12 protein-coding genes and 1 pseudogene are annotated in these 17,678 nt (G+C 40.7%); 5 read left to right on the plus strand and 8 right to left on the minus strand.

Features of this window, described 5'->3' with window-relative positions; all coding sequences use genetic code 11:
* Positions 1 to 271: 271 nt before the first annotated feature.
* Together ACYRY3_RS42530 and ACYRY3_RS42535 are read left to right on the plus strand one after the other, a co-directional pair.
* Positions 272 to 595 (plus strand): hypothetical protein, encoded by a 324-nt coding sequence (locus ACYRY3_RS42530; protein WP_460207871.1) that lies wholly within the window; start codon positions 272 to 274, stop codon positions 593 to 595.
* A gap of 435 nt (positions 596 to 1,030) precedes the next feature.
* Positions 1,031 to 6,472: a beta strand repeat-containing protein gene (locus ACYRY3_RS42535; RefSeq protein ID WP_460207872.1), complete on the plus strand. Its 5,442-nt coding sequence runs from the start codon at positions 1,031 to 1,033 to the stop codon at positions 6,470 to 6,472.
* Positions 6,473 to 6,625: 153 nt separating this feature from the next.
* Here ACYRY3_RS42535 and ACYRY3_RS42540 read toward each other — a convergent pair.
* Positions 6,626 to 7,096 (minus strand): annotated as a pseudogene (locus tag ACYRY3_RS42540) (Uma2 family endonuclease); the annotation flags it as partial.
* A 79-nt stretch (positions 7,097 to 7,175) separates the two neighbouring features.
* Here ACYRY3_RS42540 and ACYRY3_RS42545 point away from each other — a divergent pair.
* Entirely contained in the window at positions 7,176 to 7,493 is a 318-nt protein-coding gene (locus ACYRY3_RS42545) for a hypothetical protein (RefSeq protein WP_460207873.1), read from the plus strand.
* Positions 7,490 to 7,867 carry a retroviral-like aspartic protease family protein gene (locus tag ACYRY3_RS42550; protein WP_460207874.1) on the plus strand — a complete coding sequence of 126 codons (378 nt, stop codon included), beginning with the start codon at positions 7,490 to 7,492 and terminating at the stop codon, positions 7,865 to 7,867. Before ACYRY3_RS42545 ends, ACYRY3_RS42550 begins: the two co-directional genes overlap by 4 nt.
* Before the next feature lie 206 nt (positions 7,868 to 8,073).
* Here the strand turns inward: ACYRY3_RS42550 and ACYRY3_RS42555 are convergent, their stop codons facing one another.
* The 4 genes from ACYRY3_RS42555 to ACYRY3_RS42570 form a co-directional block, all read right to left on the minus strand.
* Positions 8,074 to 8,895 carry a Uma2 family endonuclease gene (locus tag ACYRY3_RS42555; RefSeq protein ID WP_460207875.1) on the minus strand — a complete coding sequence of 274 codons (822 nt, stop codon included), beginning with the start codon at positions 8,893 to 8,895 and terminating at the stop codon, positions 8,074 to 8,076.
* A gap of 222 nt (positions 8,896 to 9,117) precedes the next feature.
* Positions 9,118 to 9,363: a hypothetical protein gene (locus ACYRY3_RS42560; protein WP_460207876.1), complete on the minus strand. Its 246-nt coding sequence runs from the start codon at positions 9,361 to 9,363 to the stop codon at positions 9,118 to 9,120.
* A complete protein-coding gene (locus tag ACYRY3_RS42565; protein WP_460207877.1) occupies positions 9,360 to 9,857 on the minus strand; it encodes a hypothetical protein in 498 nt (165 codons plus the stop codon). The genes ACYRY3_RS42560 and ACYRY3_RS42565 overlap by 4 nt, the downstream gene beginning before the upstream one ends.
* A gap of 43 nt (positions 9,858 to 9,900) precedes the next feature.
* Entirely contained in the window at positions 9,901 to 10,101 is a 201-nt protein-coding gene (locus tag ACYRY3_RS42570) for a hypothetical protein (RefSeq protein ID WP_460207878.1), read from the minus strand.
* A gap of 603 nt (positions 10,102 to 10,704) precedes the next feature.
* Between ACYRY3_RS42570 and ACYRY3_RS42575 the strand changes: the two genes are divergently transcribed.
* Complete coding sequence (locus ACYRY3_RS42575) at positions 10,705 to 13,413, plus strand: CHAT domain-containing protein (RefSeq protein ID WP_460207879.1); 2,709 nt, start codon at positions 10,705 to 10,707, stop codon at positions 13,411 to 13,413.
* Here ACYRY3_RS42575 and ACYRY3_RS42580 read toward each other — a convergent pair.
* The 3 genes from ACYRY3_RS42580 to ACYRY3_RS42590 are packed head-to-tail and all read right to left on the minus strand — an operon-like array spanning position 13,374 to position 16,828.
* Positions 13,374 to 14,150, minus strand: a complete 777-nt coding sequence (locus tag ACYRY3_RS42580) for a DUF928 domain-containing protein (protein ID WP_460207880.1) — start codon at positions 14,148 to 14,150, stop codon at positions 13,374 to 13,376. The genes ACYRY3_RS42575 and ACYRY3_RS42580 overlap by 40 nt on opposite strands.
* Complete coding sequence (locus ACYRY3_RS42585) at positions 14,147 to 16,108, minus strand: sensor histidine kinase (RefSeq protein ID WP_460207881.1); 1,962 nt, start codon at positions 16,106 to 16,108, stop codon at positions 14,147 to 14,149. Before ACYRY3_RS42585 ends, ACYRY3_RS42580 begins: the two co-directional genes overlap by 4 nt.
* A gap of 12 nt (positions 16,109 to 16,120) precedes the next feature.
* Positions 16,121 to 16,828 (minus strand): response regulator, encoded by a 708-nt coding sequence (locus ACYRY3_RS42590; protein WP_460207882.1) that lies wholly within the window; start codon positions 16,826 to 16,828, stop codon positions 16,121 to 16,123.
* Positions 16,829 to 17,678: the final 850 nt, after the last annotated feature.

The raw sequence follows: 17,678 nt of genomic DNA on the forward strand, positions 1-17,678 counted from the left end.
ATATATTGGCGTGTCGAGAGTGAAGACTAAAGAGAAATCAAGGAAGTAGTTAACTTAAGACTGAGAAATATTATTAAAATTTTTGAATTTATCCCGAAGGCAATAAATAACCATGTTTATACGTAATATAGCAATCCTAGAAGCATTTGTATAATTCTCTTTTCTTGATGCTCTTGGCGTCTTGGCAGATGATAATTTTTACCTATCAAATAGGGTTGTTATACACTGTTTTAATTTCTTTTGATAAGAATAAAAATTACACTGGGTTGCTATGAAGGATTTTTTGCCAATTCAATTGAGATTTCAAGCTCATATCTTGTTAATCTTAATAACGCTAACATTGCTACCGCTTTTTCTTGGAGCTTTTACACAGGTAAACGCTCAATCGGTTACAGAAGAAGTTGAAGTTCTATCGATTCCACCACAAGAAGCATATTTCATAGAAGATCGGACGCAAGAACCTTTTAATAGCAATGAGCCTACTTCATATCCGGATGAAAAATTGGATGATAACAATATACCACCAATGTATACGCCCAATGAGGTAGAAGAAAATACGGATACTCCTCCCACAAATGCCGATGAATTCAATTGAGCAAATTTGACAAGAAAGTATGTTTAATCAGGAGGGGAAACAAATATAGCAGATAAGTTATCTCTATCTCTTAGCAATAGTTGCTCTGCCATATTCGCTAGTTCATCCACTGCCAAGTCGGCTACTTTATAACTCTCTTTTGTACCGATTGCATTTTCCCTGCAGTAGGTGGTGTGTTAGATTGAAGGAATAAAGTAGGTTGAAATTTCCAGAAGAATTATTTTATAAAGTCTTAAAATAACATGATAATATTTAATTTTCTGGATTGTCAAACCTAAATAGCAAGATTTTAAATTCTCAAAAAGAAAATTCACTATTGTAAAAATTGCCAAACAAGAATTCAAATATGCACTTTTACGCATTCTCTAACAAGCTGTGTCATGGTATTTAATTAGAGCATAAGACTTAAAAAAATATAAAGATTTGTGATGTAGAATGTTACCACATCAGTTATTAGAAAGGGGACGCGATCGCTATTACTGGTTAAGACAAACAATTGGCATTGTAATGGGCATAGGAGCGATCGCAAAGTTGACCGTTGGAATTACAGCTCTCATCAGCCCAGCTTGTGCTCAAAGTAACATAGTACCGGACAATACACTAGGTTCAGAGGCATCCAGAGTCATAGTCAACTTTAATGGTACTTCTAATGAGGTAATTGCAGGTGGAGCGCAACGGGGACAAAATTTATTTCACAGTTTTCAAGAATTTAACATTGGCGAAAATCGAGGCGCTTACTTCTTTGTTTTCGATCCTAGCATCCAGAATATTTTGGCGCGGGTGACGGGAAGTAATCGCTCGGATATTTTAGGTATGTTGGGAACTCGTCAAGTCATTGGCAGTAATCTTGTGGGTTCCAATGCCAACCTATTTTTGATAAATCCCAATGGTATTGTTTTTGGAGAAAACGCTAGTCTAGATGTCGGTGCTTCGTTTATAGCGACAACTGCCAATGGGGTTCAATTTGGAAATCAAGGAAATTTTAGTGCGATAAACCCTCAGACGCCTGGGGTGTTAACGGTAAACCCTTCGGCTTTATTTTTTCACCAGATTAATCAGAATGGGACAATAGAAAATCGAGGATTATTGAGAGTTCGCGATGGCGAGAGTTTATTGCTTGCAGGCGGCAATGTTCGCTTAGATGGAGGTATTTTAGCGGCGTTGGGTGGGCGAATAGAGTTAGGCGGATTAGCAGATACAGGTAGTATAGGCTTAGATTTTGCAAGCCAAGGATTAAAATTACAATTTCCAGAAGTAGTGCAAAAAGCAAATGTTTCTCTGGTTAATAATTCGCTCGTTAATGTTTCGGCTGGTGGCGGTGGAGATGTAGCAATCAACGCTCAAAATTTAGATATTTTGGCGGGGAGCGACATTTTTACAGGAATTGATGGAAGTTTCGGCTCAGCAAATAATCAGGCGGGAGATATTACTATAAATGTTTCAGGCACTGTTAGGCTTGAATCTGATAGTTCTATTCGCAGCGATGTTAGTCCAGGTGAAACAGGTAATGGCGGCAATATAAACATCACATCTGCCTCGTTGTTCGTACTGGGCGATTCAAGTTTGATAAGCAGAACCTCTGGAGTTGGAAATGCTGGTAACATCAACATAAATGCTCGCGATCGCGTTGTATTTAGTGGTGATAACACGACTGTTGATAGTGGTGTCAGGTCAACTGGTAGGGGTGAGGGAGGTGATATCCTCATTTCCACTAATACCTTGGAAATGTCGGATGGCGCTCAATTAATAACTCCTGCACTTGGTGTTGGAAATGCTGGAAATATTGTAATTGAGGCACGCGATCGCATTTCTCTTACGGGTAATAGCGCAACCAACTTCAGCAATACAGCTATTTTTAGCAGTGTAGGGGGAAATGATAACCGACAAGCAGAGGGTCAAGGAGGTGATATTCGTATCTCTACCAATATCCTGGAACTCTCTAATGGTGCTCAAATGGCTTCTAGCACGTTTGGTATCGGCAATGCGGGCAATATCGTAATAGAGGGAGGCGATCGCGTAACATTTAAGGGCGATGATACTGGTGTTTTCAGCCGTGTGGAACAAACTGGCAAAGGAAAGGGAGGCGATATCCGCATCTCTACTAAAATTTTAGAATTATCTGATGATGCAACTCTCAATGCTAGTACCCTTAATTTTGGAGATGCAGGCAATATTTTGCTGGAAGCGCAAGATAGAGCTTCTTTTGATAATGCAAATGTTTTCAACAGTGTATGGGAACCAGCTGCTGGGAAGGGTGGAAATATTAATATCAAAACGGGGAACCTCTCTGTTACTAATAGAGCAGCACTCTCTACCACTACATATGGCAACGGCGATGCAGGAAATATCACGATTGAAGCTAGAGATAACGTTTCTTTAAGTAAGGGGGGGCGTTTGCTTAGTCAAGTAGAGGAAACAGGCATTGGTACGGGTGGAAATATTAGCATTTATACAAACTCCCTATTGTTAAATGTGGGGCAGCTAAATGCAGACACTCAGGGAAAAGGTAATGCAGGGAATATCATTATTAATGCACAGAATACTCTATCAGTAGATTCAGCAATTATTTCTAGCACTGTAGAAGAAACTGGTGATGGTAAAGGGGGAGACATCAGCATCTTCACTAGCTCTTTTAATCTTAAAGATGCAATTTTAACTACTGGTACCCTAGGAAAGGGTAGTGCAGGTAATGTTAGAATTAATGCGCTTAACTCTGTTTTTGTAGATACGGCAAATATTTTTAGCAGCGTGGAAACAGGAGCCACTGGACAGGGGGGAGATATTAATCTCTCTACTGGTACGCTTTCTTTAACAAATGGAGGAAGGTTAACATCTGGAACTTATGGAACGGGTAAGGCTGGCAATGTGATTGTTGAAGCACGCGATCGTGTATTGCTAGATGGTAGCGACCCTGATGAAAAAAATTTCAACAGTGCCATCTTTACGAGTGTGGGGGAAAATGGCATCGGACAAGGGGGAGATATTCGCATTGCCACAAGTATATTTTCTCTAACAAATGGAGCGCAACTGGTTGCTGTTACCAAAGGCAAAGGTAATGCAGGTAATGTTCAAATTCGTGCTACTGATGCTGTGAATATCGCTGGTAGCACTAATACTACTGGTCGTCCCAGTGCAATTTTGGCTTCTACAGAGTCCGATAATTCAGGAGGAAATATTACTGTTGATACTTCTGCTTTCCGCATTGCAGACGGCGCAGTTTTAGATAGTCGCACGATTTTCTCTGGAAATGGGGGTAACATTACTTTCAATACGAACTCTTTGGAGGCTCTTAACGGTGGGCAATTGCAGGCAAGTACTGATGGTAGCGGACAGGCTGGTAAGATAATTGTTAATGCTGACGCTAGCATCACTATTTCTGGTAGCGACCCACTTTTTTCTGAACGTGCAGATCTGTTACCAGATATTGGCTTTCGTTACAATCCCAACAGCGGCTTTTACAATCGTTCTATTGGCTCAGGTATTGCAGGTAACATCGAAGTTAATTCAGATTCTTTTTCTCTATTTAATGGGGGAAAAATTGAAACTAGTACATTTAGAGAAGGACGAGCAGGTAACGTTGCCATTAATGCGAGAAATCGCGTTACAATTGATGGTACAAGCGAAGACGAACGATTTCCTAGCGGTATTTTTAGCGAGATTTTCAATTCTCAAGTAGTGGGTAAAGGTAGCAACATTGCAATTCAAACTGGCTCACTTGCACTAACTAATGGCGCTCAACTAAGAGCTTCTACCTGGGGTCTAGGAAATGCAGGTAATATAACTATCGATGCCAAAAATGGAGTATCTTTTGCTGGAACCAGTAAGAATGGTAACTTGTTGAGTGGTCTATTTAGTACTGTCGAATTAACTGGGGAAGGTGACGGTGGTAATATTAGCATCCAAGCAGGTTCGGTATCAGTAACTAATGGGGCTCAACTTCAAACAGGTACTAGAAACAGAGGTAATGCTGGAAATATTTTGATTAATGGTCGTGATTTTGTTTTGTTTGATGGAATAAACCCAACAGGACAAATTCCTACTTCTGCCTTTACTAGTGTAGAGCGAACAGCAGTAGGTAAAGGTGGGAATATTGAGATAAATACAAGCCGTCTTTCCGTTGATAATGGGGCACAGGTGATTACAAGTAATAACGGTGGAAAAGGTAACGGTGGAAATATTCATATTGATGCAGCATTCCTATCTCTTACAGGGAATTCTCAACTTAGAGCTAGTACTCAAGGGGAAGGAGATGCGGGCAATATTTTTATCAATACTCGCGATCGCATATCATTGGATAAAGGAGCAATTATCTCAAATATTGTTGGCAATGTTTCTAATCCTGGACGTTTTGGTAACGGCAAAGGTGGAATAATTCGCATTGATACTGGTTCGCTATCGGTCGCTAATGGCGGTCAACTTCAAGCTAGTACTTTTGGAACAGGCGATGCTGGCGATATTATTATCAACGCTCGTGAAAACATATCCTTTGACGGCTTCCGAAGCTTTGAAGATAGTAGATTGAACAGTGCGGCTTTCAGTATTGTTGCGAATAATAGTACTGGCAATGGAGGTAATATTCGTGTTAATACAGAATCATTAGCTGTTACTAATGGAGCATTACTTAGCACTACTACCTTTGGACAAGGTAGAGCTGGAAATATTAATATTACTGCTCGAAATCGCATATTTTTGAATGGGAAGAATGATATAAGTGAGTTTTCGAGTGGACTGTATAGTGCAACTTTAAGGAATGCAAACGGACAAGGTGGTTCAATTAGCGTTAACGCTGATGCTTTTCAAATTACTAACGGTGCGGTAGTTAATGCTCAAACCGCCTCTGCTTTTCAAGGCGGTGATGTAACAATTAATTCTAATAGCTTTGAAGCCACCCAAGGCGGACAAATTATTACAACAGCAACTAATCAAGGGCAAGCTGGTAGTATTCGCCTGAATAGCGATCGCGTAATTCTCTCTGGTATTGATCCAACTTATCAACCATCACAGCAAGATAAAACATTTGAGAATCAAGGCGCAGCTAGCGGACTATTTGCCAACACAACCTCAACAGCTTCCGCTCGCGGTGGCAATATTCAAATAAATGCTAGGCAATTAAATGTGAGCGATCGCGCCCAAATCTCTGTTAACAGTCAAGGCAGTGGTGTTGCTGGTGAGATTAATGTTAATGCCAGTAGAGTTGAACTGAGAGACAACGCCAAAATCATCGCTGAAACAACATCCCAAGATGGTGGTAACATTTTCATTGATAATGCAAATTTACTGCTACTACGTCGTGGAAGCCTTGTGTCTGCAACCGCCGGAGAACAGGGCAATGGTGGTAACGTAAATATCAACTCAAAATTTATCATTGCCATTCCCAACGAAGACAGTGATATCAGAGCCAATGCCTTTGAAGGCAATGGTGGGAGAGTTCAAATTAACACTCAAGGAATATTTGGCACGGAATTTCGTTCCCAGGAAACAAAAGAAAGCGATATTACTGCTAGTTCGAGATTTGGTGTTTCTGGCATTATCAATATTAACGCCCCCGACAATAGTTCTATTCAAAACAACCTCGGCAAACTTCCCCAAGACGCCATCGACAGCAATACTCTTATCGCCAATAGTTGCATAGCCCGCAGAAATCAACAACAAAACGGTTCCTTCTTCATCACAGGTTCTGGTGGTTTACCAACACGCCCCGGTGATGCTTCACTTCCTTCCTATTCCACTGGAGATGTGCAACCAGTGTCTAGTGAAGTAGAGTCAACAAAATTACCTACACCAGAACGACCTTGGCAAATTGGCGACCCAATTATCGAACCATCTGGAGTATACCAACTGCCAAATGGGAAGCTTGTGCTTAGTAAAGAATGTTAATTTCTACAAAATTGATAAACAAGATTTAGACGCACTAGGTTGGACGTATGTTGACCAACAGATCGTGCGAACAGCAAGTGGGGATGTAAGATTTACAATCTATATTGATAAAGTTAAATTAGAAACTTACTGAAAGTTTTTTGGATAAAGCTGTTATATTTCATCTGGATTTATCCCCAATTGACGCAAACGCTCTGCTAACTGTTCTACTTTTCTTTTCGCTTCAGTTGCCTCTTGTTGAGCTTGTTGTGCCTCTTGTTTGGCAGCAATTGCTTCTTCGGAGGGTACAGGTATTAATTCACCGGTCTTATTCAACCATCGTAACCACAATCGTGGAATTCCACGAAATGACCCTTCCCACAATCCCAAACTTAAACCTATTTCTGGCATAAGCAAGCGTCCATCCGTCAAACTTATGGATCGATACTCACCATCTACTAAGCGAAATCCTTGAAGTTCATTCGTGTAACGACTAAAGATAACATAGTAAGGAACGTGCAAAATCCACTCATACACGAACCACTTGGTAGGAGGTTTATCGGGTTCGCTTTCAGTTTCTCCCAAATCTTCGTCTTCTGTACCAGAAGATAACAACTCAACCACAACAATCGGATTGACTTTTTCTAGCTAAGTTGAGCGCACTTCTGATAATACTAACGATATAAGAAATATTTAACTTGACACGATATTGTAGATGGAAAATATGAGCCAAATCAAGTCTAGTCGTGTTGTCCGTAGGGGAAGAATATTTCCCGAAATCCAGTGGACTCCTGAACAAGAAGCCGATTGGGAAGCTGATGGAGAAAAACTCTACCAGCGCTGCAAGCCGATTTTTGATAAGGTTAAATCGGAATTAATTGAAACTCACTACAACTGGTATGTTACCGTCGAACCAGAGAGTGGAGAATATTTTGTAGATAAAGATTTGTCAGCAGCTTGGCAGCAGTGTCGTGAAAAGCATCCTGGTAAGATACACCATACTTTCCGAATTAATGAGACTGGAGTTTGCGGTACAGTATGACGATTTCTGGGAAGTTTGGTGATGAGGAGGCGCTACTTTTTGAAATTGATTTGATAGCATCGGATGGATTAGAATTATCAGTTGATGCGATGTTGGATACGGGTTTTTCCGGCTGGTTGGCAATTGATAAACAAGATTTAGACGCACTAGGTTGGACGTATGTTGACCAACAAATCATGCGAACAGCAGGTGGGGATGTAAGATTTAAAATCTATATTGGTAAAGTTAAATTGGATGGTCAAGAATTGGATATTCCCGTTCATGTTGGTAAAGATTTAACTGAAATTTTACTAGGTCGTCAATGGCTCATAAATCGTAGGTTAGTTGTTGATATACCATCTGGTGAATTGACCTTGGGGGATGGTGCGAGTTGATTGTGCTCCTCTTTTTCTCTAGTTGACAAAAAGGCGACCCAATCATCGAAGCGACTGGTGTTTACCACCTGGATAACGGGCAACTCGTAATGAGTCGCGAATGTCACTAATTTGCCTTTTATACAAGCGATCGCTACATTGCTCTCATTTTAAGTAAAGCGATAAGTGAGCGATTACGGCTATACTGCCGAATCCCTATCAAATTGTTACTCCACTTCATCTAAATCTATGCCCAATTGGCGCAAGCGTTCTGCTAATTTTTCTGCTCTTCTTTTTGCTTCATCTGCTTCTTGTTTAGCTTGTTGTGCTTCTTGTTTAGCTTGTTGTGCTTCTTGTCTAGCAGCAGTTGCTTCTTCAGAAGGTTCAGGAATTAATTCACCATTCAAAGTCAACCATCGTAACCATAATCGTGGAATCCCTCGAAATGACCCCTCCCACAATCCCAAACTTAAACCTATCTCTGGCATCAGCAAGCGTCCATCTGTCAAATTCATCGATTGATACTCACTATCTACCAACCGAAATCCTTGAAGTTCATTCGTGTAACGACTAAAGATAACATAATAAGGAACTTGCAAAATCTTTTCATACACGAACCACTTAGTAGGCGGTTTATCAGCCTCACTTTCTCTTTCTCCCAAATCTTCGTCTTCCGTACCGGGAGATAACAACTCAACGACAACAGTGGGATTCACTTTTTCCTGCCAGGTTACATAGCTTAAACGTAAATCTTGCCCTTGATATAAACGTGAGATGCCCACAACACCAAACCAATCGGGACGTTTATACCATTGAGTATGCTGCACATCGTAGTAGAGATTCAGGTCAGCCGCGCTAAAAACTAGTTCTGGACTCCAGTGCAGTGGCATAAAAGTTAACATTAGTAGCAATGGCTGGAAGAAGTGAAATTCGTCTGGCAAACCCGGTTCCTCTGGATTGTCACTTGGTAGACCGTACATTGTCGGTAGTGTTTCGTCTACGGGAACTGGTCGTTGAGATTGAGAAATAAAGCGAGTTGGAGATGTCATAATGTAATCAGAGCGCTACTAGTCAAGAAAATCAAACAAGATGCTGCTCGTGATGTAGAGCAGATATGTTCATTATGACTAATGGTTTGCCTCACAACACTTTTTACTGCTTTACAAACCGATTTCAGCGAATCGCACTAGCCGTTATACTCCGCTTATCGCGCCTCCGGTAGTCCTTGTCAGATGAAAGGGCTCGGATGCTACCGGATTTGATATAACTCCCTAACGACACTCGCGGCTCAAAACTAATTGCCCTGAAGCCAACTTATACACGCCTTGCGGTTCCACAATTGGGTCACCTTTTTGCCACAAATGTGATGCACTATCTCTTGTGACACCACGCACATCGCCTGTGGAATAAGTTGAAATTGAAACATCCCCAGGGCGGTTGGGTAAACCACCAGAACCCGTAATTGTAAAGCTACCTTCGAGTTTGAAATTGCGGGCAATGCAACTATTGGCAATCAATGCATTTGTATCAATGGGGATTTGTGATAACTCGCTGAGATTGTTTTGGACAAAACTGGTATCGGGTGTGCTGATGATTCCAGAAGAAATACCACCACTGGCATTAATATCAACGCGATCGTTTCCATCCAGGGTGTCTGGATTCGTTCCCACAGGGGCAGGTTGATAGTTTTCACCAAAAAAGCATCCACTTGTGCTCCATTAGCAACAAAAAGAGATCCCGCAGTAATTTCAACATTACCTCCTGTACCCACTGCGTTCCCAACCACGTTGCTGAGTGCGCCGCTCAAGATTCGTCCATCTCGACTCGTACCATCAAATCGAACGATGTCGCGGGCTTTGACAATTACATTTCCAGCATTGCCTTGTCCCTCAGTGCTAGCTTCCAATCGTCCTCCGTTAGTTGCAAACAGAGAGCCTGTCGTAACTTCCACATTTCCGCCATCTCCCACAGCACCTTTTACCACCTCGGAAAAAAGCGTACTCGCACGCACTCCATCGGCGCTAGCACCATCTAATGAAACCGTATCGCGAGCATTAACAATGATATTGCCGATCGCTCAAAATCCCTCGAATCAACACATTACGGGTGACAGTGGAACCTTCCTCTCCCAAAGTTGTATCTGGTACAATCTGAGCAACAGCACTCATGTTGCTGACCAAGATTGTTCCTAAAATGGCAAAATAACCTGCTAAATTCTGCCACCAACTCTGAGTCAACCTATCCCTAGTTGTCACAAAATTATCTCCTCGATAACTAAGCGTAAATGGGCTTGTCTAATAATACCTGTATTCTCCATTCATTTACTTTGTGTTTCCTATTCTCTCTGCAGTTAATTAAATCCGTAATCTTTAAAAATCGGCTGATTTTTTGACATATTGCACCTTCTCAATGAGTGGTGGGCAGTGCCCACCCTACCGCTATACCAACTCTTTGTGAGGTTGCACCAAATTTCTTTTCTTTCTTTGTGCCCTTCGCGTCCTATGCGCTGGCACGCACGCTAAGCGCAAAGCGCACGCTCCGCGAACGCTATCGCGGTTCGTTATATAATTCGGCGCATCTTTATACAGAATTGGTATTAACGAGCATCATAAAAAAATTCTTGAAAAGATAATTCACTATTTCTGCCTGTAGATTTGCCAACTCCTGAATACTAGACAGCATAATTTTATTACAGATGTTGCAGTTTTCTGCAATTATTTATGCGTAATTTATTCTTGTTAAAGCTTTTGATACTCTATTAAGCTCGAGCTGTGTAGTTTGTAAAAAAAATTGACCTGATAGTTGTAAACACATAAAAAGCTGGTAATTTATATGTCATCTACTGCTGGAGTAAGCCTGTGCTAAGTTCCTATCGCAAGTCTACTCAAGGTCGATTCCTGGGAACGCTTTTTCTTCTCAGTCTCCTCTTTTGCTTGTCTTTTCCTCACGTTACCCAAAAAGTCACTGCCCAAACTCCCGACGCCAGCCAACTCGTGCAGCAAGGCATTGAGCGATACAAAGCCGGGGACTTTCGAGGCGCGATCGCACCCTGGCAAACAGCTCTAAATTTTTACAAGCAAAGCAACAACCAAAACAACGAAGCGATTGTCAGCGAAAATTTGGCAAGAGCTTATCAACAGTTAGGGGAGAGTGAAGAAGCACTCAGCTATTGGGAACGGGTTGCAAACTACCATCGCACCTCCAAAAACTGGCAACAATATGGGCGAATGCTGACCGAACAGGCACAAACTTATAGTAATTTGGGACAACCAGGGAAAGCGATCGCTTTATTATGTGGTGTACCTGACTCACAATCAAAATCTGACACAAAACCGCAAGAAGAATCAAATTGTTTGCAAGGAAGTGCTTTACAAATTGCCCGCCAGCAAAAAGATAAGCTTGGTGAAGTTGCTGCACTCGGAAGCTTGGGAGAAGCTTACCGTCTTAGGGGTAACTATGATGGCGCAATTAAGTATTTAGAGCATGCAGACAAAATTACCGAACCAGCTTATAAATCCAAAGTACTAAACAGTTTGGGTAATGCCTACTTGAATAAGGCACAACGGGAAAAAATTCGTGCTGATTCTGCACAACAATTGGGTATTTCCAAGGCTAACGAGTTTCAGAAAAATGCGATCGTTTTTTATCAAAAAGCATCGAACTCCTTTCAATCTAGCCTGCGCCTTGCCCACCAGCAAGATGATAAAGTCAGTCAAATGCAGGTACTGCTGAATTTAATCCAACTTGATTACCGTCTTCAAGATGGGAAAAATTCTACCTCCGCGTCCCTGAAATCAACACGGGAAAACTCCCTAACTGAGGCTCACTTACAAGAAGCTTTAGACTTGCTTGATAAATTACCTAATTCTCGAACTAAAATCTATGCCGCAATAGATTTAGCTAATTTACCTGAAAATTCAAAAGATTGGACATCGTCATTAATTCCATGCGCTTCAAAGCGAAGACTATCAGATTCACAAGCGAACTCACTGCTACTAAATGCTGTAAAAACTTCTCAAAGTTTGCAAGATTCTCGTTCTGAATCTTTTGCTTTTGGGTCCCTTGGTCATTTCTATGAATGTCGCCAAGAATACAAGCAGGCTTTAGAAGTCACTCAAAAGGCGTTGTGGTCAGCAGACCAGAAGTTGCAAGCTAGAGATAGTCTGTATTTGTGGGAGTGGCAAACCGGACGAATTTTGAAAGCCCAAGGTAAAGCTTCAGAAGCATTAGCAGCTTACGAACGAGCATACACACTTTTGGAACAAATTCGCAGCGATATTCTTTTAGCAGAGCGAGATTTACAGTTTGATTTTCAAGATGTCATTAAGCCTCTGTATCTAGAATTAGCTCAATTAAGGCTCGAAGAAGCTTCGTTACCATCTCTAGACAAGACCAAGCGCAAAGACCAACTCACTAGCGCACTCCAAACTATTGATTCATTAAAACTGGCAGAACTACAAAACTTCTTTGGCAATGACTGTGTATTAACGGCTATTAATGAAAAAAGTGTAGATGAACTACTAGGAAATAATACTGCCGTCTTTAGTTCTATTATCCTGAACAAAAATATCGCTATCCTGCTCAGTTTACCAAGTGGTGAAAGGAGGCTTGAGTGGGTAAAAGAAAGTCGTGAAAATGTTATAGAAGAAATCAAAAAATTTCGCCAAGGGCTTGAAGCTGAAATACTTAACCTAGTTCAATATAATACCGTTCACGGACAAAAGTTGTATGACTGGTTTATTCGTCCTTTTAAGGAGGATTTAAAGCGAGAACAGATAAAAACACTGGTTTTCGTCCAAGATGGTATTTTACGTACTATTCCGATGGCTGCACTTTATGACAAGGAGCAAAAAAAATTCCTCGTAGAAAATTACGATCTTGCCAACACTCCTAGTTTGAGTCTAACCGCTCCTAAAACACTACATCGTCAAGAAAACCGCGCTTTGATTTTGGGTCTTACCGAACAAGTTGAAGTGGATGGAAAAACCTATCCTGCTCTGTTCAATGTTGATTCAGAAATTACTGTACTGAAAACTAAATTTCCCAACAGCAAGCAGCTTCTTAATGAAGAATTTCATCTGGAAAAATTAAATCAAGAACTCAATAAAACAGTTTATCCGATTGTTCACATCGCCACTCACGCTCAGTTTGGTACCATTCCAGAAGATACCTTTATAGTCACTGGAAATAACGACAAAATCACTATCAATGAGTTAGAAACTCAACTCCGTCAAGTTAATGGTGGCTCTCGTGCGGTAGAGTTATTGGCGCTGACTGCTTGTGAAACAGCTTTGGGAGATGAACGCTCTGCTTTGGGTTTAGCTGGTATTGCCGTGCAAGCTGGGGTGAGAAGCGCTTTAGCAACTTTGTGGTCGGTTTCAGATGAATCGACGCTAAAGTTAATTACCGAGTTTTATGATGGTTTAAAATCAGGCATGAGTAAAGCTCAAGCTTTAAGTACAGCCCAGCGAAAATTAATCCAGGCTAAAAAAATAGAAGATATCAACGACCAATATGATAATCCCGCTTATTGGGCACCTTTCATTATGATTGGAAATTGGCTTTGACGGCTATTAACGATCTGTTTCAAATTGTCGATCCGTTTCTGCATTTCTTGATGTTGAGCAGATGGCAATGTCTTTGTTACATCTGGTTCTTCAAATTTAATCAAGTCTTGGAGGAGAGATGGAACTATCTTTGCTGGTGTCTTCTCCTCAGAAACTTTAAGGGCTTCATCTAAGGAATCATACCATAAGCCTGATTGGGCATATAATTCTGCTTTTTTTGCTCCATCTCTTGTAGCAGAAATTTGTCTTGACAAAGCAGGTTCCATTTCTACCACCTTAAATTCTGCCCTTTCCATTAAGTAACCTTGCGAACACTTAATAGCAACCTGCCAAATGTACTTTTTCCCGACAGTGAGTCCTGGTTGATTCTCTGGTAATGAGTACCTTTTAATTCCAGGAAAACTTTGCACTTGCACTGGTTCACCTATTTGTTTTGATGGTTGGTTATTTGAATCCAACTCATAAAGCCGGAAGTCTACCTGATAAGAATTAGACACAAACCAAGCGAAAGCAGGGTAACGAGAAGCTGTTTCTCCGGTATATTTCTTAGGAGCAAGAATTGTTAAGGGTATCTTATCTTCTGGGCATCCCCTTCCACCTCCTGTTCTAGAAGACTCACTAGGGGGTTTTTGATCGCGGGGGGGAATGTAACCCGCTATAGCTAAGGAAGCAGTAGTTAGAGATAAGCCTAGGACACAGCCAGTTACTAACCAGGGGTTTAGAAGTTGATTTCTCATAAGCTGCGTTGAAAACTTTTTGTTAAAAATCTCAATTTTTTCTGTAAATACGCTTTCAGCTTAAACTTAATAGTTTTGACCCAACTCTTGCTACCTGCAAAGGGCCAAGTTAACTCACATACAGTTCCTTTAGGCGCAGCACTTTCTCGGTTAAAATACCCTTCGAGTTGTTTCGCTAGGTCTTTACTATCTCTTGTTCCTTTACTTTCATAATTGGAACGAATACCCAATCCATTATCTTTAATCTTAAGACTATACCATCCTTGTTGTTTTGTTCCTACAGCAGATAAACGAGTCACTCCTTCAGCGTGTTTGCCAACATTACATAAAGCCTCTTCAAGAAATTGACAAAGTTCTCGCTTGCGTTCAATACTTAAGTATTGCTCCTCAAGGGGCTCAAAGGAGCGTACTTTGACTTTGAGAGTTTGAAAGTAAGGAAGGTTGCGCTCAATTGTACTAGTGTATACTTCATAGAATAGCTCGTGGATTGGGCGCTTTAAATCTATTTTTAAGCCACTCCCCAAACGGAGGCTTTCTTCTATATTCAGAATTTCTCTTGTTAAATATTCACCAATGTCTCTGATTTCTAAGTTAAGTGTTTTTAAGTTATTAAGTAGTTCTTCTTTTGATAAATCACGATTTTGTAAATCTCTTAATAATGCAGCTAAGGTTTGCAATGGTCCATTGTGAATTTCTGTAAATGCCATCTGGATGGTGCGCTGTCGTATAACAATTTGAGATTTCAGCGCTTGGTCATATTGATAGAAAGCTCTCAGAGCAAGATTTATTCCTAAAATTAACAAAATCGGTGTTACAGGAATCCATAATCCCCACAAAAGTAATATATAATAACTTATTGCAATTAAACAAACACTAGTTACACCAACAGCAAACAAATTTTGTCGCGGGGATTGCATCATCAAACCCAAATTAATGGCAATAAAACTCCAGCCCAATATCCATATGTATTCCCACCCGTCTGACAAAGTTTTTATTAATGGTCTTGAATCTACAACAGCACTGATAATTTGACTGACAACATGGGCATGAAATTCCACGCCATAAACTTTGCCGTGAAGTTGTAATCCCGCGATCGCTGAGGTATCGAACAAGTCAGGGGCGCTGATAGTCGTCATCCCAATCATGACAATGCGATCGCGTATCCAGTCTGACTGAAAATTTCCCGTTTTGATATCGTTGAGGGATACTGTTCTAAATCTTTCTTTGCCATTGCGAAAGTTGAGAAGAACTTGAACCCCTCCTGCATCAGCTCCCACATACCCCCCAAAGTTTGGCAAAAAGCGGGGAAGTTCTGTTGCTCCAAACCTCATTGCACGGGTGTCAACTCTCCCATTTGCAAGAGGAATACCTTTCTCGGATAAATAAGCTGCTGCTAAACGCAGAGGAAAAGAAAATTTATAATCATTTGGATTTTGGAGATTCGGTGTCCCAAGAAGAGCACGCCTGCATTTACTATCTCTATCTGGAATGATATCTGAAAAACCAACTTGTTCGGGAGGCAAATCTGGTATTGAGGAAAATTGCCCTGGTGGTAATACTTTTTCAATACCAATAATGTTTTTACTTTTCTTAAGGGCTTCAACGAGTTTAATATGACCGGGTTCAACTGGTATGTTTCTCGTAATATCAAGCCCGATCGCGATCGGTTTGTACTGCTGTAATTTCTCGGTAAGCCCAGCAATGTCTCTATCTGGTATCGGGTGTTTCCCTACACTGTTGATATCAGCTTCATTAATACCAACAATCAATATTCTTTCATCTACAGGTTCATAGGGACGCCAACTGAGAAAGGTATCAAGGGTTATCCACTCTAAAAATTGAAGCCAACCACTGAGACGAGCTATGATGACCAATAAAACTACAAACAGCCCTAACCGTCCTCCCCAACGCCAGATGGTAAATTTATTTCTTAATATCCTCCAAATATCTCGATACATATTATTGGAAACTTAATCAATTAACCCTTCCTCTCTAGCCCGAATTTCAGTTTCAATTCTGATATTCTTGCCATCTCTTTTACAGTCTTCAGGATATACACTCAAAACATCTTGAACCTTAGTCCAGTAATTACGTACCGTGCGTTCAGCCACAACCATTCTGTCGGAGATCGCCTTATCTGTTAATCCTTCTTCAAAAGCTAACCTGAGCAGTTCCAACCACTCTGGTTTAACTTCTATTCTTCTTCCTAAATCTCGCGTGTGGGTTCCTCCCTCAATAGCAAGGTGTATTCGCGTTAACATCTCTTGTTCGGAAAGCCCTTTATCAGCTACAGTGAATCCTCCTTGATGATTGTCTATCTCGTGTCTAATTCGTGCTAAAGCCTTAACGTAACTGCTTTGCACCATAAGATTAAGATTGGGATAGTTTTTCATTAACTTCTGAAGAAGTTGCAAACCCGTATCAATCTGGGCTGTCATCCCTGGCTTTTCCGGAATAGAAAGGTCTACAACCACGAGAGCGGGCTGAGAGTTTGATAACTGATGGATAGCATCTTGTGCTGTTTTAGCTGTGAGGAATTCAGCGGTAGGGTAATATTGTCGCAATATATCAAGGGTTCCACCTAAAATTAACTGGTGGTCATCTATAACAAAAAGTGTTAACTTTGTTCGCTGTGGTAAATCTTGGCTCATCCTCAAATTTTTCAAGTTTGTTGTCATTATTTTCTTTTGCCTAGCCTCGATCGCAACAGTAGATCCAGTATAATCCCTCATAATATCTGTAACTGAACCTTAATTTCACTAATGAATTGTTAAGATGTTTTGACTCAAGACTGTTAGTAGTTAGTGGTTAAATTTAGACAGCAGGAGCGTTCTAGCTACTAACTAGTAACAAATAACCACTAACAGCCTTCTTACAATACGTGTTTCTGATTGTAATGAAGAAATAAAAAGCAGTCCAGGCAGAAAACTGCACATTATCATGCCAAAGTTATCAATCTATTTTGCAGAAATTAAGAATGCAAGCTGAAGGGGGGTTTTTTATTGTTTAATTTAAGTAGAATATTTTGTTATAAAAATCCTACATGATTTATAAAATTGTAACAATGCTCGTTTAAATATCGGTGGTTCGTTTTTAGCCACTACTGCCAGTAGCCTAAAATTTGCAGATGGAACGGAGTTGAATGCAACTGCGCTTGAACGTACCCTCAGGGCGAATTGAACTTGGGAGTGTTGGGCGCATCCATATCAACCCTCTCTTCCAATCAAGGTCTAGACAGGTGGGATACTAGTATCACAAATTACCACAGACTGAGGGCTTGGTGCAAGACTCGCAAACAAAGTAAGAATCAAATTATCCTCCAGATAGTTGCTAAGTACAACAAAGTAGGTGCAAACCTGAGGATGGTTACGAGATCTATCCGCTATCCGGTAATAAAAAGTCAAATCATCAATAATTTAAGCTAAGTTGATTTCTTAACTTAGGGAACATAATTTTAGGCAAAAATGCTTCCTGAGAAACAGTATCTTGTACTTTTAGTTGCTAGAATTGACAACCATTAGATTCTTC

The organism is Scytonema sp. NUACC21 (assembly GCF_054684315.1).